This is a genomic window from Methylobacterium sp. Leaf111, from assembly GCF_001423285.1.
Lineage (GTDB): Bacteria > Pseudomonadota > Alphaproteobacteria > Rhizobiales > Beijerinckiaceae > Methylobacterium.
The window spans coordinates 400333-420321 of the sequence record NZ_LMNE01000045.1; the positions used below are offsets into that span (position 1 = coordinate 400333).

General features: G+C 66.4%; 15 protein-coding genes, 1 tRNA gene and 2 pseudogenes. 11 read left to right on the top strand and 7 right to left on the bottom strand.

Going from position 1 to position 19989, the window contains the following annotated elements; translation table 11 throughout:
- The first annotated feature begins 250 nt into the window (after positions 1–250).
- The 4 genes from hemB to ASF41_RS18655 all read left to right on the top strand — a co-directional run bounded on the left by hemB (position 251) and on the right by ASF41_RS18655 (position 3344).
- Positions 251–1309, top strand: a complete 1059-nt coding sequence (hemB, locus tag ASF41_RS18640; protein WP_056351576.1) for a porphobilinogen synthase — start codon at positions 251–253, stop codon at positions 1307–1309.
- A complete protein-coding gene (locus tag ASF41_RS18645) occupies positions 1306–1728 on the top strand; it encodes a hypothetical protein (protein ID WP_056351571.1) in 423 nt (140 codons plus the stop codon). The genes hemB and ASF41_RS18645 overlap by 4 nt, the downstream gene beginning before the upstream one ends.
- Positions 1729–1915: 187 nt before the next feature.
- Positions 1916–2404 (top strand): RDD family protein, encoded by a 489-nt coding sequence (locus tag ASF41_RS18650; protein WP_056274637.1) that lies wholly within the window; start codon positions 1916–1918, stop codon positions 2402–2404.
- A gap of 193 nt (positions 2405–2597) precedes the next feature.
- Positions 2598–3344 carry an arginyltransferase gene (locus ASF41_RS18655; protein ID WP_056213690.1) on the top strand — a complete coding sequence of 249 codons (747 nt, stop codon included), beginning with the start codon at positions 2598–2600 and terminating at the stop codon, positions 3342–3344.
- 22 nt (positions 3345–3366) lie between these two features.
- On the opposite strand, the gene ASF41_RS18660 is transcribed toward ASF41_RS18655, so the two are convergent.
- Positions 3367–5508, bottom strand: coding sequence for a TonB-dependent siderophore receptor (locus ASF41_RS18660; RefSeq protein WP_056495785.1), 2142 nt, complete (start codon positions 5506–5508; stop codon positions 3367–3369).
- 504 nt (positions 5509–6012) lie between these two features.
- Between ASF41_RS18660 and purB the strand changes: the two genes are divergently transcribed.
- The 5 genes from purB (at position 6013) to ASF41_RS18685 (ending at position 12152) form a co-directional block, all read left to right on the top strand.
- Complete coding sequence (gene purB, locus ASF41_RS18665) at positions 6013–7320, top strand: adenylosuccinate lyase (protein ID WP_056351559.1); 1308 nt, start codon at positions 6013–6015, stop codon at positions 7318–7320.
- Positions 7321–7378: 58 nt separating this feature from the next.
- Positions 7379–8239 carry a D-amino-acid transaminase gene (locus ASF41_RS18670; RefSeq protein ID WP_056495789.1) on the top strand — a complete coding sequence of 287 codons (861 nt, stop codon included), beginning with the start codon at positions 7379–7381 and terminating at the stop codon, positions 8237–8239.
- A gap of 383 nt (positions 8240–8622) precedes the next feature.
- Entirely contained in the window at positions 8623–8973 is a 351-nt protein-coding gene (locus tag ASF41_RS18675; RefSeq protein ID WP_056213699.1) for a hypothetical protein, read from the top strand.
- A gap of 173 nt (positions 8974–9146) precedes the next feature.
- Positions 9147–10439, top strand: coding sequence for an adenylosuccinate synthase (locus ASF41_RS18680; RefSeq protein ID WP_056213701.1), 1293 nt, complete (start codon positions 9147–9149; stop codon positions 10437–10439).
- A gap of 144 nt (positions 10440–10583) precedes the next feature.
- Positions 10584–12152 (top strand): hypothetical protein, encoded by a 1569-nt coding sequence (locus ASF41_RS18685; protein WP_056495792.1) that lies wholly within the window; start codon positions 10584–10586, stop codon positions 12150–12152.
- 133 nt (positions 12153–12285) lie between these two features.
- Here the strand turns inward: ASF41_RS18685 and rpoH are convergent, their stop codons facing one another.
- Both rpoH and ASF41_RS18695 read right to left on the bottom strand, forming a co-directional pair.
- Entirely contained in the window at positions 12286–13176 is an 891-nt protein-coding gene (rpoH, locus tag ASF41_RS18690) for an RNA polymerase sigma factor RpoH (protein WP_056213706.1), read from the bottom strand.
- Between the two features lie 245 nt (positions 13177–13421).
- A complete protein-coding gene (locus tag ASF41_RS18695) occupies positions 13422–14417 on the bottom strand; it encodes an RluA family pseudouridine synthase (RefSeq protein ID WP_056380458.1) in 996 nt (331 codons plus the stop codon).
- Between the two features lie 148 nt (positions 14418–14565).
- On the opposite strand from ASF41_RS18695, the gene ASF41_RS18700 reads away from it, so the two are divergent.
- Both ASF41_RS18700 and ASF41_RS24195 read left to right on the top strand, forming a co-directional pair.
- A tRNA-Glu gene (locus ASF41_RS18700) sits at positions 14566–14640 on the top strand.
- A 524-nt stretch (positions 14641–15164) separates the two neighbouring features.
- A pseudogene (locus ASF41_RS24195) lies at positions 15165–16244 on the top strand (IS5 family transposase).
- A gap of 136 nt (positions 16245–16380) precedes the next feature.
- On the opposite strand, the gene ASF41_RS25175 reads toward ASF41_RS24195, so the two are convergent.
- From ASF41_RS25175 to ASF41_RS25180, 4 genes and pseudogenes are all read right to left on the bottom strand, one after another.
- Complete coding sequence (locus tag ASF41_RS25175) at positions 16381–18351, bottom strand: hypothetical protein (protein ID WP_156653364.1); 1971 nt, start codon at positions 18349–18351, stop codon at positions 16381–16383.
- Between the two features lie 117 nt (positions 18352–18468).
- Positions 18469–19249: pseudogene (locus ASF41_RS18715) on the bottom strand (Y-family DNA polymerase); the annotation flags it as partial.
- A complete protein-coding gene (locus ASF41_RS18720) occupies positions 19246–19701 on the bottom strand; it encodes a LexA family transcriptional regulator (RefSeq protein WP_056495800.1) in 456 nt (151 codons plus the stop codon). The pseudogene ASF41_RS18715 and the gene ASF41_RS18720, both read right to left, overlap by 4 nt.
- Positions 19698–19919 (bottom strand): hypothetical protein, encoded by a 222-nt coding sequence (locus tag ASF41_RS25180; RefSeq protein ID WP_156653365.1) that lies wholly within the window; start codon positions 19917–19919, stop codon positions 19698–19700. The genes ASF41_RS18720 and ASF41_RS25180 overlap by 4 nt, the downstream gene beginning before the upstream one ends.
- Positions 19920–19989: the final 70 nt, after the last annotated feature.

Below are 19989 nucleotides of genomic sequence, written 5' to 3' on the forward strand. Positions count from 1 at the left end.
GATGGGTCCTCCCGCCTGGATCGCCTGCTTAGACGAGGTTTTGGCGCTTGGCGTCAATCGGAGGGACGTTTCCGGAGGCCCTTGCGCTGTGCGCGTGGCGCAGGCCTGCCGTGGACGAAGACCAGCCATCCCTGCGTCGGCATCACGGGTTTCGGAGGCTTTTCCGGATGTGTTAGGCCCGTGCTCGCCCGCCCCGGCCAAGGCCGCTCCCGGTCACGGCCCGGGGCGAAAACCATCGAGTTCGCCCACGATGACCAACGAACCAGCGACCCCGCGTCCCCTGGCGGTCGAGACGGCCCAGGAGGCCGCTCGCCCGGCCTCGCTCGGCATCACCCAGCGCCCGCGCCGAAACCGCAAGGCCGAATGGTCGCGCCGCCTAGTGCGCGAGAATACCCTCACGGTCGATGACCTGATCTGGCCGCTCTTCGTGATCGAGGGGTCGGGCCGGCGCGAGCCCATCGCGTCGATGCCGGGCGTCGAGCGCCTCAGCGTCGACGAGATCGTGCGGGACGCCGAGAAGGCCGCCCGCGCGGGCATCCCGGCGATCTCGTTCTTTCCCTACACCGAGCCCAGCCTGCGCGATCCCACCGGTTCGGAATCGCTCAACCCCGACAACCTCGTCTGCCGGGCGGTGCGGGCGGTGAAGCGGGCGGTGCCCGAGCTCGGGATCATGACCGACGTCGCCCTCGATCCCTATACCAGCCACGGCCATGACGGCCTGCTGGAGGACGGCGCCATCCTCAACGACGAGACCGTGGCTCTCCTGGTCGAGCAGAGTCTGATCCAGGCCGAAGCCGGCACCGACATCATCGCGCCCTCCGACATGATGGATGGGCGCGTCGGCGCGATCCGGGCCGGCCTCGACCGGGCCGGGTTTCGCGACGTTCAAATCATGGCCTACGCGGCCAAGTACGCCAGCGCCTTCTACGGCCCGTTCCGGGACGCCATCGGCACCCAGGCGGCCCTGGTCGGCGACAAGCGCACCTACCAGATGGACCCGGGCAATTCCGACGAGGCCATCCGGGAGGTCGCCCTCGACATCGCGGAGGGCGCCGATTCGGTGATGGTGAAGCCCGGCCTGCCCTATCTCGACATCATCCGCCGGGTGAAGGACGAATTCGCCGTGCCGACCTTCGCCTATCAGGTCTCGGGCGAGTACGCGATGATCGAGGCCGCCGCCCGCAACGGCTGGCTCGACGGCGAGCGCGCCATGGTCGAGAGCCTGCTGGCCTTCAAGCGCGCGGGCGCCGACGGCGTGCTCACCTACTATGCCCTGCGGGTCGCCGAGCGGCTGCGCGCCGGCGCGTGAGCCCCGGACCGGCCGCGCGCGGGCTCCGCATCGCGCTCGCCGCCGGCGTCGCCCTCCTCGGCCTCGCCGGCTGCGTCAGTTCGGTCGATCGTCAGCGCGCCATGATCTGCCGGCGGGTCGTGCCCGCGCTCGCGCCCCCCGAGACCGCGGTGAAGCTCCTGCGCATCGGCGCGGGCGCGACGCCGGACGAGCTCCGGGTCGACTACGCGGTGGCGGGGCGGCCCGGCCAGGCCGCGCGTCAGCGCTGGGTCACCTGCCGTTTCGGTCCCGGTGCGGAACTCCTCGGCCTCGCTACCGAGGCCGGACCGGTCAACGGGGCGCGCCTGTTCCTGTTGCGCCACTACTATCTCGAGACCCCCGAGGCCGCAGACGCGGACCCGGGCGGCCAGCCGGTGCCGGCCGGCCGCCCGCCCCCGTGAGACCGCGGGGCCGCGGTGATCTCGCGGCGCATGCCCGAGTTTCGTCCTAGCGTCTCTCGTCCGTGAGTTTCATGTCCTTGAGTCTCCTGTCCTTGAGTCTCCTATCCTTGAGTCTCCTGGGGCGCACGCCCATCTCTCGCCTCAGAACGCCGCCGCTCAGTCCGCGAGCGCGATTCAGGAGCGCCCCATGCGCGAGACGCAAAGCCCCTACGCCGATCGCTTTCAGACCGGCTACGCCCCCCAGGTCCCGGTGCCCTATGTCCGGGGCAGCCTGGGCGCGCGCTTCCTCGCTTATCTCCTCGACATCCTGTTCATCTTCGGATTCACCGCCCTCCTCACCCTGCTGATCACGGTGATCGGCGTCCTTACCTTCGGGCTGGGCTGGACCCTGTTCGCGATCCTGCCGGCGAGCGGCATCCTCTACAGCGCGATCACGGTCGGCGGCCCGGCCCAGAGCACCTGGGGCATGCGGATGATGGGCCTGCGCGTCGTCGCGCCGGAGAGCGGCGCGCGCGTGGACTACCTCACCGCCGCGATCCACGCGCTGCTGTTCTACGTGGCCGTGGCCTCGGCCTTCCTGCTCTGGGTGCTGGATGTCGGCATCGGCCTGGTGCGGGCCGATCGCCGCCTCGGTCACGACCTGATCCTCGGCCTCGCGGTGGTGCGGGCCGGCTGACGCAATCGCCTCCGGCGTCGCGTCGACGCCCGTCTTCGACCACGCGGCCGCTCTCGGCCTGACAGCACGATCCCGGTTTCGCACGAAATCGTCGCGGAACCCTCTCAGGGAGTTGAGCCGGCCCGCGTTGCGGATACACTCAAGTCTCGGGGTGCGCGGTGCGCACCCGGCACGCGGCGAGCGACAGACAAGCGTGACGAGCCATTCCCGGGACACCCCGCAATTCTACCTGACGGCGCCCTCCCCGTGCCCCTACCTGCCGGGCCAGGAGGAGCGGAAGGTCTTCACCCACCTGGTGGGGCGCCGCGCCCGAGACCTCAACGAGATCCTGACGCAGGGGGGCTTCCGCCGCTCGCAGACCATCGCCTACCGGCCGGCCTGCGAATCCTGCCGGGCCTGCATCTCGGTGCGGGTGGTGGTCTCCGATTTTCGTCCCTCGGCCAGCCAGCGCCGCATCCTCCAGCGCAGTGCCGACCTCGTGGGCAATCCCGAGCCCAACCGTCCCGCTTCGGAGCAGTACGCCCTGTTCCGGCGCTACCTCGATGCCCGCCACGGCGACGGCGGCATGGTCGACATGACCGTGCTCGACTACGCCATGATGATCGAGGACAGCCACGTCGACACCCACCTGGTGAACTATCGCCGGCGCGGGCCCGACACCGCGATCAACGGGCGCGGCACCGGACCCACCGTCGCCCTCTGCCTGACCGACGTTCTCGCGGACGGCCTGTCGATGGTCTACTCGTTCTACGATCCGGCCGAGGCGCACCGCTCGCTCGGCACCTACATGATCCTCGACCACATCCGCCGCGCCGCCGATCTCGGCCTGCCCTACCTCTATCTCGGCTACTGGGTCGAGGGCTCGCGCAAGATGGACTACAAGGCCCGCTTCACGCCGCAGGAGCGCCTGATGGGCCCCGGCTGGCAGCGGGTGGAGTAGCGCCACCCGCCGCGCGTGACCCTCAGAACTTGGCGATGATCTGCGCGCGGATCGTGCGCGGCGCGCCCGGCGTGAGGTTCTGGTTGTTGTCGGCGGTGTAGATGTAGCGCCGGTCGAACAGGTTCTCGATGTTCACCTGGGCCCGGACCGACTCGCTAACCTGGTAGAACAGCCCCAAATCGAAGCGCGTGTAGCTCGGCAGACGCACGGTATCGTCCGAGGTGGCGAAGGTGTGGGTCTGGTGGATCACCCCGATGCCGATGCCGAATTCGGGCGTGAGGTCGAATTTGTTCCAGAGGGAGACGCTGTTGAACGGCACCAGCCCGACGGTGTTGCCCTTCACGATCGTGGACGAGACGGCACTTTCGATGCGGGCATCGGTGATGGCGTAGCCGCCGGCGATCTGCCACCAGTCGGTGAGGTAGCCGTTGGCGCCGATCTCGGCGCCTTGCGTGTTGGTCCTGCCCGACAGGAGGAAGAAGCCCGCATTGTTCGGGTCGGGCAGCCGCTGGTTGGTGCGGTCGAGATTGTACAGGGCGCCGGTGACCTGGAAGGTCGGCGTCACGTCGTATTTCACGCCCACTTCAAGGTTCTGGAAGCCCTCCGGCCTGGCGATGACGAGGCCGGGCGTGAACGCGCCGATCTGGTCGCCCGAGGACGGCAGGTAGGACACGCTGTAGCTGCCGTAGAAGGCGAGGTTCGCCAGCGGCTTGATCACGAGGCCGGCGCGGGGCGAGACGAGGTTGTCGACGCGCTCGTTGGTCAGGCCCGTGGCCCGGCCCCGCGCGGAGAAGTCGAAATAGTCGTAGCGCAGGCCGCCGACGATCTGGACGTACTCGTTGAGGTCGATCTGGTCCTGGGCATAGGCCGCGGCCAGGCCGAGGTCGTAGCGGACGTTGGCATCCGTGGTGCCGTTGTTGCGGAAGGTCACCGGTGCCCGGGAGATCGGCGACATCGGGTTCACGACCACGCTGGTGACGAGGCTGTCGCCCACCCGGGAGAAGCCCGTCTCCCGGAAGGCGAGGCCTTCCTGGTAGCCGAGCTCGAAACCGGCGAGCAGCGTGTGCTTCACGTCGCCGGTGAGGAACTTGTAGGTGAAGTCGTTCTGGCTGAAGTAGTTGGTCCGGTTGGTCTCGCTGCGGTAGATCGTGATCGGCACCTGCGTGCCGGCGGCGTTGACCGGCGCGGCCGGCAGGGAATTCGAGTAGAAGCGGTTGTAGTCGGCGAAGCGCAGCTGGTTGCGCATCTGCACGCCGGACTCGAACGTGTGATCGAGGGTCGCCGTGGCGATGTTGGCATCGACCGCCGTCCGGTTCACGGTCGGGTTGCCGAAGAAGGTGCGGGTGTTGTTGCGGTAGTTGTACGGCCGGCCGTTCTGCGAGGGGATGCCGCGATCCGGGAAGCGGTCGTCGTGGAAGAACTCGTAGGAGAGCTTCAGGGTGGTGGCCGGGCCGAGCAGGAAAGTCATCGTCGGATTGATGCCGTAGCGCTGCAGCTTCCCGAATTGCCGGTAGGTCTCGCTGTCCTCGAACACGCCGTTGAGGCGGAAGAACACGCTGTCGCTGATGCGGTCGCCGACATCGAGCGCCACGCGCTTCTGGTTGAACTGACCGCCGCCGGCCACGATCTCGCGCACCCGCAGGCCGTCGGCCTCCTTGAGGACGCGGTTGATCACGCCGCCGCCGCCGCCGCGCCCGAAGATCAGCGAATCCGGGCCCTTGAGCACCTCGATCCGCTCGATGTTGTACAGGTCGCGGAAGTACTGGACGTCGTCGCGCACGCCGTTGACGAAGAAGTCCGCGTTGGTCTTCTGGCCGCGGATGACAACCTCGTCGCGGTTGTTCTCGCCCTGGGCCGGAATCACGCCCGGCACGTAGCGCAGCTGCTCGGTAAGGTTCTGGACGTTCTGGTCCCGGATCTGCTGGCGGCTTACCACCGTGATCGATTGCGGGGTGTCGAGGAGCGGCGTGTCGGTCTTGGTTGCGCTGCGGGTGGCGCGGGTGACGTAGCCGACCGTGTTGCCCGGCAGGCCCTCGACGCTGAGCTGATCCAGGGTGACGGTCGTTCCGTCGCGCGGCCCGACCGGCTGGGCCTGGGCGATGGCCGTGAGGGCCGTTCCGCACAGGAGGGGTGCGATCAGTCGTAATCCTGCTGTCGTGCTCATCGGTTTATCGCCCGCCTGTAGTTCATCTGTGCTTGAGAGTTCGCCCGTTAAGCAGTTGCAGGGCGTCTTTGTCCCTTGGGGCGAGCCTATTTTTCAAGCAAGAGGCGACGGCGCTCGTTTAGGGCTTCATCTTTTTCAATCGTTCTTAGAACCCCTGGAAACAAAGCGGCAACATCCTCTTCGCACTGCGCAATCCCTGCGCGGTTCGCAAACTTGGAACGACTCCGAAAACGGCTGATCCGACAGGGCTGTCCCTTTTCTGCCACGGTCTTAAGGGGCGTCGGACGCGTGCCGCGACCGGATCGGGAGCATCGGCAGGGTTCTGAGCCAGCGTCGCCGGGCCGTGGCTCGTGTCTGCGGCGGCCGTGACGCTCCGATTCGCTGCGCTTCGCGCGGGACGGCGTCGGCGGCGGCCGGGGGCCCGCGTTGAGCGCGATCGCCGCCCATGCTAGGCGCGCCTGATCCCGTTGCCCCTTTTTCCGACGCGTTGACCGAGGCGCCCGCATGATCCCCCGCTACAGCCGCCCCGAGATGACCGCGATCTGGTCGCCCGAATCGCGTTTCCGGATCTGGTTCGAGATCGAGGCCCACGCGACGACCGCGCTGGCCGAGATCGGCGTCGTCCCGAAGCAGGCCGCCGATGCGATCTGGGAGAAGGGCCGCGACGCGGTCTTCGACGTGGCCCGCATCGACGCCATCGAGGCGGTGACGAAGCACGACGTCATCGCGTTCCTGACGCACCTGGCCGAGATCGTCGGCCCCGAGGCGCGCTTCGTCCACCAGGGCATGACCTCGTCGGACGTGCTCGACACCTGCCTCAACGTCCAGCTCGTGCGCGCCGCCGACCTGCTGATCAAGGATGTCGACGCCCTGCTCGCCGCCCTCAAGCGCCGGGCCTTCGAGCACAGGATGACGCCGACCATCGGCCGCTCGCACGGCATCCACGCCGAGCCGGTCACCTTCGGCCTGAAGCTGGCGCAAGCCTACGCGGAGTTCGAACGCAACCGCGCCCGCCTCGTCGCCGCGCGGGAGGAAATCGCCACCTGCGCCATCTCGGGCGCCGTCGGCACCTTCGCCAACATCGATCCGCGCGTTGAGGCCTACGTCGCCGAGGCCATGGGCCTGACGCCGGAGCCGGTCTCGACCCAGGTCATCCCGCGCGACCGCCACGCGATGTTCTTCGCCATCCTGGGCGTGGTCGCCTCCTCGGTGGAGCGCCTCTCCATCGAGGTCCGCCACCTGCAGCGCACGGAGGTGCTGGAAGCGGAGGAGTTCTTCTCGGAAGGGCAGAAGGGCTCCTCGGCCATGCCGCACAAGCGCAACCCCGTGCTCACCGAGAACCTCACGGGTCTCGCCCGCATGGTGCGCGCCTACGCCCTGCCCGCCATGGAGAACGTCGCCCTCTGGCACGAGCGCGACATCTCGCATTCCTCGGTGGAGCGCATGATCGGGCCGGACGCCACCGTCACCCTCGACTTCGCGCTGGCGCGTCTCACCGGCGTCATCGACAAGCTGCTGATCTACCCCGAGACCATGCAGCGCAATCTCGACAAGCTCGGCGGCCTCGTCCACTCGCAGCGGGTGCTGCTGGCCCTGACCCAAGCCGGCGTCTCCCGCGAGGACGCCTACCGCCTGGTCCAGCGCAACGCGATGCCGGTCTGGCGCGGCGAGGGCGACTTCCTCACGCTCCTCAAGGCCGATGCCGACGTCACCGCGGCTCTGAGCCCGGAGCAGATCGAGGAGTGCTTCGATCTCGGCTACCACTTCAAGCACGTGGACACGATCTTCGCCCGGGTGTTCGGCGCAAGCTGAGCTCCGCACGAATCCTGCTTGCCCCGACCCGCCCCACCCGGACCGAAGAGGTAACCCCGTGTCCCAGGCCCGCATCGTCTACCTGAACGGCGACTTCCTGCCCTTCGCCGAGGCGCGCGTGCCGATCATGGACCGGGGCTTCCTCTTCGCCGACGGGATCTACGAGGTCTCGGCGGTGCTCGACGGTCGCCTCGTGGACAACGAGGCGCATCTGGCCCGCCTCGACCGCTCGCTGGGCGAGATCGACATCGCCAACCCGCACAGCCTGGCCGAGTGGATCGGCCTGCAGACCGCGCTCATCGCCCGCAACGGGCTGACCGAGGGACTGGTCTACATGCAGGTCACGCGCGGCGTGTACGAGCGCGATTTCGCCTATCCCCCCGCCGGCACCGCGCCCACGGTGATGATGTTCACCCAGGCCAAGACCGTGGCGGCCAATCCGCTCGCCGAGACCGGCGCCAAGATCATCACCGTGCCGGACCTGCGCTGGAAGCGCCGGGACATCAAGTCGGTGGCCCTCCTGGCCCAGGTGCTGGCCAAGCAGCAGGCCGCCGCCGCCGGCGTCGCCGAGGCCTGGATGGTCGAGGACGACGCGGTCACCGAGGGGTCGTCCTCGACCGCGTTCATCGTCACGAAAGGCGGCGCACTCGTCACGCGGCCGCTCTCCACGGCGCTCCTGCCCGGCATCACCCGCAAGGCAGTGCTGCGCCTCGCCGAGGAGTCCGGCCTCGCCCTCGAGGAGCGCCTGTTCAGCGTCGCCGAGGCCCTGGCGGCGTCCGAGGCCTTCTACACCAGCGCCTCGGCCTTCGTGATGCCGGTGGTCTTCATCGACGGCCACGCCGTTGGCGAGGGCCGCCCCGGCCCGCACACCCGGCGCCTGCGCGAACTCTACATCGGGATGGCGCGCGAGAGCGTTTGAGGCGCACGGACAGGATGTGCGAAAGCGCGTGAGACCTGTCCGGTCGATCCGGGCGAAAGCAGAGGGCTGCGGACTAAAACGAAGACCGACCGAGTATCTTCCTCTCGCCTGTGCGGGAGAAAGTGGCCCGCGAAGCGGGTCAGAAGAGGGGGAGACCTCTTCGGATGCGGCGCGCCCCTCTCCCGGTCGCTGCAAGACCACCCTCCCCCGCAGAGGGGCGAGGGAGAAATCCGCGGCACAAGCCCCTTCCCGAAGCCCCTTCCCGAAGCCCTCGCTCGAAGCCATCCCAGGACCATCGTCCCATCACGGGACCGATGGGGCAGGAACGCTTCGGCGCCCGGCCTGTTCTCCCTGAAACCCCGCATCCGAGACAGGGAGACCCTATGCGCTCGATCCTCACCCTCGCGGTCGGCTTCGGCCTGATCGCCGGCACGGCCTTCGCGCAGTCCCCCGACGCGCCCCTGAAGGGCCGGGACACCGATCCGGCCCTGCCGCCGCCGAACCAGACCATTCCCGACAAGATCCGTCCCTCCGAGGGAACGGCCGACCAGGGCACCTCCGCCGACAAGGGCACGCTGAGCGACAGGCTCGAGAAGAGCGATGGCGTCATCAAGCCGCCGGGCAATGCGGCCCCCGGCATGGTGGTGACCCCGCCCGACCCGAACCCCGGCTCGATGCCGGTGATCAAGCCCGGCGACCTGCCCGGCCGCCAGCCCGGGACCGAGGCCCGCTAGACCTCCCGCTCGGCGGGGAGGCCGACTGGGCGACATACCTGCTCATCGGGCGGCGAACCGGCCCCTTGCTTGATTTCCGCGCACGGATCGCGGAAAGACCCGAGGACAGCGAAAGCGGTCCGACCGTCAGGTCGGACCGCTTTCGCGCGGGTTACGGCACAGGTCTTCAGTGAATGGCAAACGTCGTCGTCGTAGGCGCCCAGTGGGGTGACGAAGGCAAGGGCAAGATCGTCGACTGGCTCTCCGAGCAGGCCGACGTCGTGGTCCGCTTCCAGGGCGGCCACAATGCCGGCCACACGCTCGTGATCGACGGGGTGACGTACAAGCTCGCGCTGCTGCCGTCGGGCGTGGTGCGGGGCGGCAAGCTGTCGGTGATCGGCAACGGCGTCGTGGTCGATCCGTGGCACCTCGTGGACGAGATCGCCCGGCTTCAGGCCCAGGGCGTCGAGATCTCGCCCCGGACCCTGCGCATCGCCGACAACGCGACCCTGATCCTCCCGCTGCACCGCGAGCTCGACCACTTTCGCGAGACGTCGAACGCCGGGCTCAAGATCGGCACGACGAAGCGCGGCATCGGCCCGGCCTACGAGGACAAGGTCGGCCGCCGGGCCATCCGAGTCGTCGACCTCGCCGACGAGTCGACTCTCGAGGCGAAGATCGAGCGGGTGCTCACCCATCACAACGCCCTGCGCCGGGGCCTCGGCATCGCCGAGGTGGACGCGGGCGCCCTGCTCTCCGAGCTGAAGGCGATCGCCCCGACGATCCTGCCCTACGCCGATACGGTCTGGAAGCTCCTCGACGACGAGCGCCGCGCCGGCAAGCGCATCCTGTTCGAGGGCGCGCAGGGCGCGCTGCTCGACGTCGACCACGGCACCTATCCGTTCGTGACCTCCTCGAACATCGTGGCCGCGCAGGCCGCCACCGGCTCCGGCATGGGCCCCTCGGCCATCGGCTACGTGCTCGGCATCGCCAAGGCCTACACCACCCGGGTCGGCGAGGGTCCGTTCCCCACCGAGCTGTTCGACGAGATCGGCGAAACCATCGGCGCCAAGGGCCGCGAGTTCGGCGTCAACACCGGGCGCAAGCGCCGCTGCGGCTGGTTCGACGCCGTGCTGGTGCGCCAGACCGTCCGCACCTCGGGCATCGACGGCATCGCCCTGACCAAGCTCGACATCCTCGACGGCTTCGAGTCGATCAAGGTCTGCACCGGCTACCGCCTCGACGGACAGGTGGTGGACCACCTCCCCGCCAATCAGGCGGCGCAGGCCAAAGTGGAGCCGATCTACGAGACCATCGAGGGCTGGTCAGGCACCACGGCCGGGGCCCGCTCCTGGGCCGACCTGCCGGCCCAGGCGATCAAGTACGTGCGCCGGATCGAGGAGTTGATCGGCGCACCGGTGGCGTTGCTCTCGACCTCCCCGGAGCGCAACGACACCATTCTCATGCACAACCCCTTTGAGGACTAGGGCGGTTTCCGCTTGATGGGCGCGCGGCCGCGCGGGGATGATGCCCCTGACGGACCCGCGGTGGTTGGCCGGCTCCGCCCGTCCGCGGGACGGCGGGACGAGGCGGCGGGTCGGTCGCCGGTGAGAAGGCGGATCTGAGGCACGATGGCCGACTATTATCCCCTGCTGGCACGGGCGCTCGACGCGATGCCCGACCGCTCCCCGGCCCTGCGCCAGGCCGTCTACGAGCGCGCGCGGGGTGCGCTGATCGGTCAGCTCCGCTCCCTCGATCCGCCCCTGTCCGAGGACGACATCGACCTCGAGCGCAACGCCCTCGAGGCCGCCATCCTGCGCCTGGAGCGCGACCACGGGGGCGTCGCCCCGTCGCCGCCCGAGCCGGCGCCGGCGCCCGAGCCGCCCGCCCCCGAGCCGGACCCCCTCCGGCCGCCTCCCCCGGCCAACGATCTCACCGATCTGCCCGAGCCGCTCCCGCCCGAGCCGTCTGGGTCCGAGCCGGTTCCGCCGGAGGCGACCCTGCCGCCCGCGCCGCCGCCGAATCTCGGCGTGCCGGCCGCCGGACCGCCCGTGTCGGCCCAGCCCGAGCCGAGTCCGCCGGCGCCCGTTCCGCCGGCGCCTGAGCCGGTGCAGCCGATCGCCGTTTCGCCGCCGACGCCGCGCGACGGCGCCGGTCCGTCGGCCGAAAGCGGCGCCGACACGATCACGCCGCCGGTCCGCATCCAGGCCCGCAAGGCGAAGAGCCCGCCCTTCATGGCCGCCGAGGGGGCGGACGAGGCGTCCGCGCCGACCCCGCCCCCGGAGGAGGACGGCAGCGACGTGCCGCCCCCGGATGGCGGCCAGCGCCAGCGTCCGCGCATCGAGGTGGTCGGGCCGCGTCACGGGCGCTCGCGCCTCCTGCGCAACGTGCTCGTCGGCAGCATCCTGATCGCGGTGATCGGGCTGATCGCGGTGGCCGCCTTCCTCCTGCGCGACAGGCCGGCCGACCTTCAACCGATCGCCACCGAGCAGCAGGACGCGGTCCCGGAGGGCGCCGATTCGAAGTTCGCCGACCGGGTTGGCGGCGACGCCGCGCCGGCCGAGCGCGCCGCGCCGGCCCGGCGTGCCACGCCCGCGCCGACGCCGTCCCCGACGCCCGCCGCCCCGACCCAGGCCCAGCCGGACCTCGCGGTCACCCAGCGCGCGGTGCTCTACGAGGAGAACATGGGCGGCGGCGCCAACGCCACGCCCACCACCACCCAGGGCCGGGTGGTCTGGCGCCTCGACACCGTCCCGGGCGAGCAGGGCCAGCAGCTGGAGACCGTCGTACGGGCCACGGCCGACTTCCCGGAGGCCGGGCTGACCCTCGCGATGACCGTGCGCCGCAACCTCGACGCGACCCTCCCGGCCTCTCACACCATCGAGCTCGCCTTCACGCCGAGCGGCCCCACGGCCGTCCGCCACAACGTCCAGGATATCGGCCTGCTCCAGGGCAAGGACGACGAAGGCGCCCGCGGCTCCCCCGTGGCCGGCCTGCCGGTGCGGGTCCGCGAAAACCTGTTCCTCATCGGGCTCTCGTCGCTGCCGAACGACATCGAGCGCAACACCGACATCCTGCTGCACAAGAACTGGTTCGACATCACGCTGAAGTTCGCCGCCGGCCCCCGCGGGATCATCGCCTTCGAGAAGGGCACCGCCGGAACCCAGGTCCTGCAAGGCGCCTTCGATCAGTGGCGCTAGGGCGTTTCGCGCCGCGGGTCACGCGCGCGGAAGCTCTCGTCAGCGACCGCGCATCGGGCCCGGAACGCAAAACGGCCCCCCGGCACGATGGCCGGGGGGCCGTTCTCCTGTCGGCGAAGGCGGTCTCGAGAACTCAGGCGTGAGCCTCGACGCGCGGGGCCTCGCGGGTGGCGAGGTTGCGCTTGACCGCCTCCTGGATCTTCTCGAAGGCGCGGACCTCGATCTGACGGACGCGCTCGCGCGAGACCCCGAACTCGCCGGAGAGATCCTCCAGGGTGATGGGGTCGTCGGCGAGGCGGCGCGCCTCGAAGATGCGCCGCTCGCGCGGATTGAGCACCGAGAGCGCGTCGCGCAGGGCCGAGAGGCGGTTCTGCCCCTCTTCCTCGCGGGCGAGCACGGTCTCCTGGCTCGGGCTGTTGTCCACCAGCCAGTCCTGCCACTCGCCCTCGCCCTCCTCGCGCAGGGGCGCGTTGAGGGAGGTGTCGCCCGAGAGGCGGCGGTTCATGTCGACCACCTCCTGCTCGGGCACGCCGAGCTTGGTGGCGATCTGGGCGACCTGGTCCGGCTTGAGGTCGCCCTCGTCGAGGGCCGAGATCCGGCCCTTGGCCTTGCGCAGGTTGAAGAACAGCTTCTTCTGGTTGGCGGTGGTGCCCATCTTCACGAGCGACCACGAGCGCAGGATGTATTCCTGGATCGCCGCCTTGATCCACCACATGGCGTAGGTGGCCAGCCGGAAGCCCTTGTCCGGCTCGAAGCGCTTGACCGCCTGCATCAGGCCGACATTGCCCTCGGACACGACCTCGCCGATGGGCAGGCCGTAGCCGCGATAGCCCATGGCGATCTTGGCGACGAGACGCAGATGGGACGTGACGAGCCGATGGGCGGCGTTGCGGTCGCCCTTCTCGCGCCAGTCCTTGGCGAGCGTGAACTCCTCGTTCGGCTCGAGCATCGGGAACTTGCGGATCTCGTCGAGGTAGCGTGAGAGGCCACCTTCGGTGGCGAGCACTGGCAATGCGCCGGCCATGATCTTACCTCCTTGAAAGGACCCCCTGAGGGCGGTCCGAAGCGAACCGCCGCTCCCTTGAGCCGACCGTTCGATTCCCCAAGTCTAGCGGGAAACCGGCGGGAACGGAAAGGCGGCGCGTAGGACGCGTCCGGCATCAACGCACGGGATCCCGCTTGGGTCTCTGATGACACGAATGGCCGCAGCCCGCCGTGTCCTGGCGCACGCCCGCGCGGTCTCGCGCAGTCTTGACTGTGTCTGCGGCGCTACGCCCCGGCCCGCAGCGCGGTGACGAGGGCCTGGAGGTCCGCGGGCAGCGGGCTCTCGAAATGCAGGGTGTCTCCCGTGCGCGGATGGGCAAAGCCCAGGACGCTGGCGTGCAGCGCCTGCCGGCCCAGGGTGCCGAGGGCGGCGCGCGCCGCCGGGCCGAGCCGGCCCGCCTTGGTCTTGAAGGCCCCGCCATAGACCGCGTCGCCCAGCAGGGGGTGGCCGCGATGGCTGAGATGCACGCGGATCTGATGCGTGCGCCCCGTCTCCAGCGAGCAGCGCACCAGCGCCACCGGCGCCTCGGCCCCCAGCACCGCCTCGACCCGGTAATGCGTGATGGCGTGCCGGCCGCCCTCCCCGCGCACCACCGCGATCTTCTCCCGGTTGCGCACGCTGCGGGCGAGGTTCGCCGCGATGGTCCCGGCCCGGGGCTCGGGCACGCCCCAGGCCAGGGCGAGGTAGGCCCGCTCCAGCGGGCCGGTGCGGCCGTGGTCGGCGAACTGCGCCGTGAGACCCGCATGGGCCAGATCGTTCTTGGCCACCACCAGCAGGCCGCTGGTGTCCTTGTCGATGCGGTGGACGATGCCCGGCCGGCGCACGCCGCCGATCCCCGACAGGCTCTCGCCGCAATGGGCGATGAGGCCGTTCACCAGGGTCCCCGATTCGTGGCCCGGCGCCGGGTGGACGACGAGGCCGGCCGGCTTGTCGATGACGATGAGGTCGTCGTCCTCGTATACGATGGCGAGGTCGAGGGCCTGCGCCACGGGTTCCGGCGCCACCGCCGCCGGGATCACCACGGCGAGCTCGGCCCCGGGGCCGACCTTCGCGGAGGGGTCGCGGCTGACGGCGCCGTCCCGGCACACCTGCCCGGCGCGGATGAGATCCTGCAGGCGCGAGCGCGAGACATCGGGAAAGGCCCGGGCCAGGGCCCGGTCCAGGCGCTCCGTCGCGGCGTCCTCGGGAAGCGTCGCGCGGCGGTCTTCGAGTCCCGGCAAGGGGCCATCCTTCGATTTAAAAATGTCGCGTGCGGGCCGACCGGGCGATTTCAGCCCTTGTCGTGCCGCGCGACCCTCGCTATACGATCGCCCATCGGCCGGGAAGCACGGATCGCCGCAGCGATCACCGAGTGCCTCCCTCCGGTCCGCGCCCATCGTCTAGCGGTTAGGACAGGTCCCTCTCACGGATCAGACCGGGGTTCGATTCCCCGTGGGCGCGCCATTAATTTCAGCTACTTAGCTCGACACTGTTTCTTGTCTCACACTGCTGGCTCACACAGCGGTTCGAGAACGGCATAATGCAGGTTGAAGATGCGGAGCTTGAGGTGTCGTGTGAGGCGGTCTCGCCAGCTTCACCTCACATGTTGCGAAGCAGGCATAGGCTTCCGTCGTCCCCTCCCCTATCCCGTCCGGCCCGCCCAAGCTGCCCGACCCGATGTCAGCCTAACCGTCCCTTAAGATTGTCGCCGCCGACCCGCAGGTCTGGCGCAAGTGCTTCCTTGATCTTCAGCCCAGTGTGTCGCCCTGCCCGAGCTTGACCGGCGCAAACTGGATCGCCATCCATGCCAAGGGTGTCGACTTCTTCGACCGGTGGACCGATGAGGCTGCAGCGCTAAGGTCGACGACGCTGGATCTGTTTGAAGTCCACTCCCAGGCCAGCACGGGCCGAGCGGACACCTCGAAATACCCCTTCCGTGCGGGGCAGTGTCGTGATTCCCTGGTGCTATCGGTGCTGGAGAAGCTCGGATGGGTCAGCCAGGGTTCTTCGATCTGGATGAGCGCTATCAGCGCCTGTCGGAGAACGGCGATCCGTTGGTGAAGCTCGCGGCGTTGATCGACTACGAGGCGTTCCGGCCAAAGTTGGCGACCGCACTGAAGCGGTCCGACGGATCGAAGGGTGGTCACCCACCCTACGACCGGGTGCTCATGTTCAAGATCCTGATCCTTCAGACGCTCTACACGCTGTCGGCTGACGCCACCGAGTTCCAAATCCTGGACAGGCTCTCGTTCATGCGCTTCCTCGGTCTCGGCTTCGAGGATGCGGTGCCGGACGCCAAGACGGTGTGGCTGTTCCGCGAGCACCTGACCTGGGCCGGCGCGATCAAGGAGCTGTTTGCCGCCTTCGACGCCTGGCTGAAGGGCAAGGGTTACCTCGCGATGTCGGGCCAGATCATCGACGCCTCGATCATCGCGGCCCCGCGTCAGCGCAACACCGATGCGGAGAAGGCGGATCTGAAGGAGGGCCGGATCCCGGAGGCATGGGCGGCCAAGCCGAAGGAGCTCGCTCAGAAAGATCGCGACGCCCGCTAGCCCCTGAAGCGGGCCAAGGCGCGCTCGGCGAAGGCGGACGGCACGAAGGCTAGGGTCGAGATCGCCATCCCGATGTTCGGCTACAAGACGCATGTCTCGATCGACCGCAAGCACGGGTTCGTCCGCCGCTTCACCGTGACCAGCGCGGCCGCCCATGACAAGGCGCAACTGGACAACGTCCCCGATCCGGCCAACACGGCGAGCGACGTCTGGGCTGATACCGCCTACCGTCCGAAGACCAACGAAGCCCATCTGGTCAAGCATGGCCGGCGCTCGAAGATCCACTTCCGGCGGCAGCCCGGCCTCGATCTGACGCCGTCGCAGCGCAAGGCCAACCGCGCCAGCTCCAAGGTCCGATCGGCCGTCGAGACGGTGTTCGCCGGCCACAAGCACCGCTTCGGCCTGTTCGTGCGCACCATCGGTCTGGCCCGAGCCGGGACCAAGATCGGGCTCGCCAACTTCGCTTACGACCTCAACCGCTTCCTCTGGATCGAAGCCCGGCCGGTGGCGGCCTGAGGCAACCGCGGGATGACCACCGCGTCCGTGCACGACCACCGCCAATGCGCCAGTCCAATCACGCCAAAGCCGACAGATGTCATGCCGCTCAGGTCGTTTTTGCCGTTAATCTTTCAAAGATATAGAATTGCTTATTTTACAAAACTCGGTTACAGCGACCAGCCCGCACAATGTTACCATTTATCGAACGGACCAATATTCCATTCGATTTTATTGTTGCATTCGAAAGGTCCTGTATTGGGAGCCAAATTCCAGGTGCAATAAAAGTATCTTGATCAATTATTAGCGAGATACTTCCATCGCTTTTCCGCTTTGCTGTTCCTGTGAACGGCTCGGTTAATCCCACCACTTCGTCGTTAGTCTTGACTTCGAAAGCAAAATTAAATTTACTGTCAATGCACCAAATTGCACGCGAACTTGGCTCCGCCGTAGGATAAACTTTTACATTCAGGCGCTCTTCCTTAGGCTCTGGCTTAGCCGATACGGCGACCTCTAGCAAATCAATTCTTAGCCACAGTTGGGGGTTTCCTTTAGAGTCATTTACATTTCTGATATCTACCACTTGTACGACCGACTTATCTTCCAGAGTGCGTTCATGCTTCCAGTTGGCTGGCGCTGATCTACGTTTTATATCAAAATTTGCCACCATGATGTCACCAACATGCGCATCAATATTCGGTGTCTTTGGGGATATTTTATGAAAGAATGGTTTTTCGTCTCCGATTGCGTGATAGGGAACCCAGTCGATTGATATTTCAGTACTATCGCCGGCAATTAAAACGTCTTTATCAGATTTTATTGTACTTCCTACAGGCGCGCTCGGATCAACAATTCGTTTTAGTGTCTGGTATTTGTCGTCAAACGAAGATCCAGTTCCTATATAAGTCAATGCTATTGCTGGGACGCTTTTATGTTTACTGACAAGGGCTTCCATGTCCCAACTTAGGATCCATTTACCGTCTTTAGTAAATGTACTATTTTGACCAACTATACTATTTTCTAGATCGACATTTGTTGCAGCAGGATTTGACCACAGCTTAATATCTTGTCTATTTGGCAAAACAACATTAGTATCAACCTTTGGGCTGCCCATAGCGTCGAATTTTACCAAACCATTGCTTTCTTTTTCAATTCTTTCTCGAACAACTGAGCATTTCGTGCCAATAGCTGACGTACAGTAACTGTCGATTTTTGCACGAGTTGGGGTTCCATACTCTTTGTCGACGTATGCTTGTCCTGACTGTACAATAACCATTCCACCAGACTTGAGAAATGCAGTCTTCACTGCATCCTGATCTCCGCCGCTAGCAGCAACGGCGGCTCCTCCAATGGCACCAGTCATAGCCGCCTTTTTTATAGTTTCGCCTACCGTGCCGCTTGGCATACCGGCCGCGCTTGCATATCCGGCGCTAGTTATCCCGGCCAGCGCTCCTGCACGAAGGGCTACGTCAAGGCTTTTTGTCTGGTTGTACGCATACCAAGATGCGTAAGCTGCCGCTCCAGCAGGCCCTCCATAAGCTGAAGCCGCAGTTGCCATGCCTTGATTGATGATCTCACTCTCCTGCGCGGCTGTAAATGCGGAGTCGGATTGGTGCTTGTATTGGTCGGTCGACGCATGCCAGAAGGCATCAACAATTTTGCCTTGCCTTATTCGAGTCTCCGCATCATTTATCGTTTCTTTGTATGCTGTTAATGTAGATTTTACGTATCTAATTGAAGCCTTACCAGCATCAACGACGTCGCGGCCGGCCTTAACGTAAGCTTTTATGGTATCTGATAAACCCTTTGTTGCAGTATTCTTGGTGTCATCCAGCGCCTTGTTTGCGGCAATGACTGTTTGATCTATCGCTTTTTTTGCCTCATTTGCTGCTTTTTTTAAAACTGCATCTCCACCCTTTGCTGTATTTTCAATTACCTTTACTCCCTCATTTGCGACTTGCTTGACTGTATTTGCCCCCTCGTCTGCAGTTTTCGTTATAGGATTTGTTACTTTATCTCTAATTTCGCACCCTATATTCCATGATTCACATGCGAATATTTCACTTGGTGAAAGTGCGAGGAGACTTGCCACAGAAACCGACAGGTACGATCCGGGAGCGCTCAACATCGGTGCTTCCTCAAGAAAATAATCTTCCTAAATGAATTTAGCGCTTTCGACTATATTGTAAAGTCCTCAATGTTCGTGTTTAGTTAGAATGAGCTTGGTCCAAAGGAAGGCCGCAATTAGTGTCTCGCGCTCCGTGATGCGGCGAGAGAACGAGCGGCTCACTGCGCTGGGCCGGCATAAGCTTGAGCGGCAGGTAGGCCATTCCTCGCAGTTCGTAGATGATGCGCTCGCCCACCACCGTCATCGCCTTGCGCACCGAGCGCGGATCGAGGTCACGCAGATCCGCCACCGTGTCGACCCCAAGGCCGATCAGCTTGGCGAGCGAGGCCCGGCCGATGCCCCAGACCTCGGCCACCGAGATCCGGCAGAGCCAGTGATCATAGGCGACCGGGTCGGTCAGATCGCACACCCCGTCGAGGTCCGGGATCGTCTTGGCGATGTGGTTGGCGAGCTTGGCCAGCGTCTTGGTCGGCCCGATGCCGACGCAGGTCGGAATGCCGGTCCAGGCCCGCACCGTCGAGCGCAGATCCCGGGCGAGCGCAACCCGATCGCGCTCCCGCACATCCGAGAGGTCGAGGAAGCTCTCGTCGATGGAGTAGATCTCCACCGCCGGCGAGAAGTCACGGTAGACCGCGTTCGTGCGGGCACTCATGTCGCCGTAGAGGGTGTAGTTCGAGGAGAAGACGCGCACGCCCTCGCGCTGGCACTGCTGCCGGATCTTGAACCAAGGGTCCCCCATCTTGATGCTGAGCGCCTTGGCCTCGGCCGTGCGGGCAATGGCGCAGCCGTCATTTTTCGAGAGCACGATGACCGGCACGCGGGCGAGCTTTGGGTCGAACATCCGCTCGCACGAGCAGTAGAAGCTGTTGCCGTCGATCAGCGCGATGGCCCTGCTCATCGCACGAGCCCAGCGCGCGCCACGTGCCAGCGGATCGAGAAGCGCACCACGCCCCAGATCTCACCCTCGATCAGGTCCTCGACGGCAAAGGCCGGCAGGTCGGGATTGTCGAAGGCGAGGCGCGCGACGTTGCCCTCGATGATGAGGCGCTTCAGGCTCATGGTGCCGTCGACGATCGCCACGACGACGCTGCCGTTGCCGGGCTTGAGGCTGCGGTCGGCTACTGCCAGATCCCGATCGAAGATGCCGGCCCCGCGCATGCTGTCGCCGGAGATGTTCCAGGCGAAGGTCGCGGGCGGGTTGGGCGCAAGCCACCGGGGAAGCTCGAGCGAGCCCTCGAGGAAGTCGTCGGCCGGCGACGGGAAGCCGGCGCAGAGCGCAGCCCCCTGGATCGGAATGCGAACCGTGCCGACGCTGTCTGGCGGGAGCTCCGCAATTTGCAGGAGCTTCATCGGCCGTCGTTCGGGTAGATCGCCCCATCGCGGACATAGCCGCGGGAGATGATCCGGCGCTGCTGCGCAGACTGGCGCTCGGCTTCGTCCATAACGGCGTGAGCATCGGCAATGACCTGGACGAGGATGGCCCACGGATCATCAGACGCGCGCGCGGGATCGTCCGAACGAATTTCCGCGGCTTTGGTGAGAGGTCGATCGCCAGTTCGTACGTGCATCGGTGCCTCTCTCCTGATAGAACGAAAGAAGAACAAACATAGTGAGGGCCTTCGGCTCAAGCCGGTTTGA

Excerpts from the sequence above, each read along its gene's own strand:
- ASF41_RS18685 (WP_056495792.1), top strand. The coding sequence starts at position 10,584 with ATGGCCGACTATTATCCCCTGCTGGCACGGGCGCTCGACGCGATGCCC.
- ASF41_RS18675 (WP_056213699.1), top strand. The coding sequence starts at position 8,623 with ATGCGCTCGATCCTCACCCTCGCGGTCGGCTTCGGCCTGATCGCCGGC.
- rpoH (WP_056213706.1), bottom strand. The coding sequence starts at position 13,176 with ATGGCCGGCGCATTGCCAGTGCTCGCCACCGAAGGTGGCCTCTCACGC.
- ASF41_RS18720 (WP_056495800.1), bottom strand. The coding sequence starts at position 19,701 with ATGAAGCTCCTGCAAATTGCGGAGCTCCCGCCAGACAGCGTCGGCACG.
- ASF41_RS18650 (WP_056274637.1), top strand. The coding sequence starts at position 1,916 with ATGCGCGAGACGCAAAGCCCCTACGCCGATCGCTTTCAGACCGGCTAC.
- hemB (WP_056351576.1), top strand. The coding sequence starts at position 251 with ATGACCAACGAACCAGCGACCCCGCGTCCCCTGGCGGTCGAGACGGCC.
- ASF41_RS25175 (WP_156653364.1), bottom strand. The coding sequence starts at position 18,351 with ATGTTGAGCGCTCCCGGATCGTACCTGTCGGTTTCTGTGGCAAGTCTC.
- ASF41_RS25180 (WP_156653365.1), bottom strand. The coding sequence starts at position 19,919 with ATGCACGTACGAACTGGCGATCGACCTCTCACCAAAGCCGCGGAAATT.
- ASF41_RS18660 (WP_056495785.1), bottom strand. The coding sequence starts at position 5,508 with ATGAGCACGACAGCAGGATTACGACTGATCGCACCCCTCCTGTGCGGA.
- purB (WP_056351559.1), top strand. The coding sequence starts at position 6,013 with ATGATCCCCCGCTACAGCCGCCCCGAGATGACCGCGATCTGGTCGCCC.
- ASF41_RS18680 (WP_056213701.1), top strand. The coding sequence starts at position 9,147 with ATGGCAAACGTCGTCGTCGTAGGCGCCCAGTGGGGTGACGAAGGCAAG.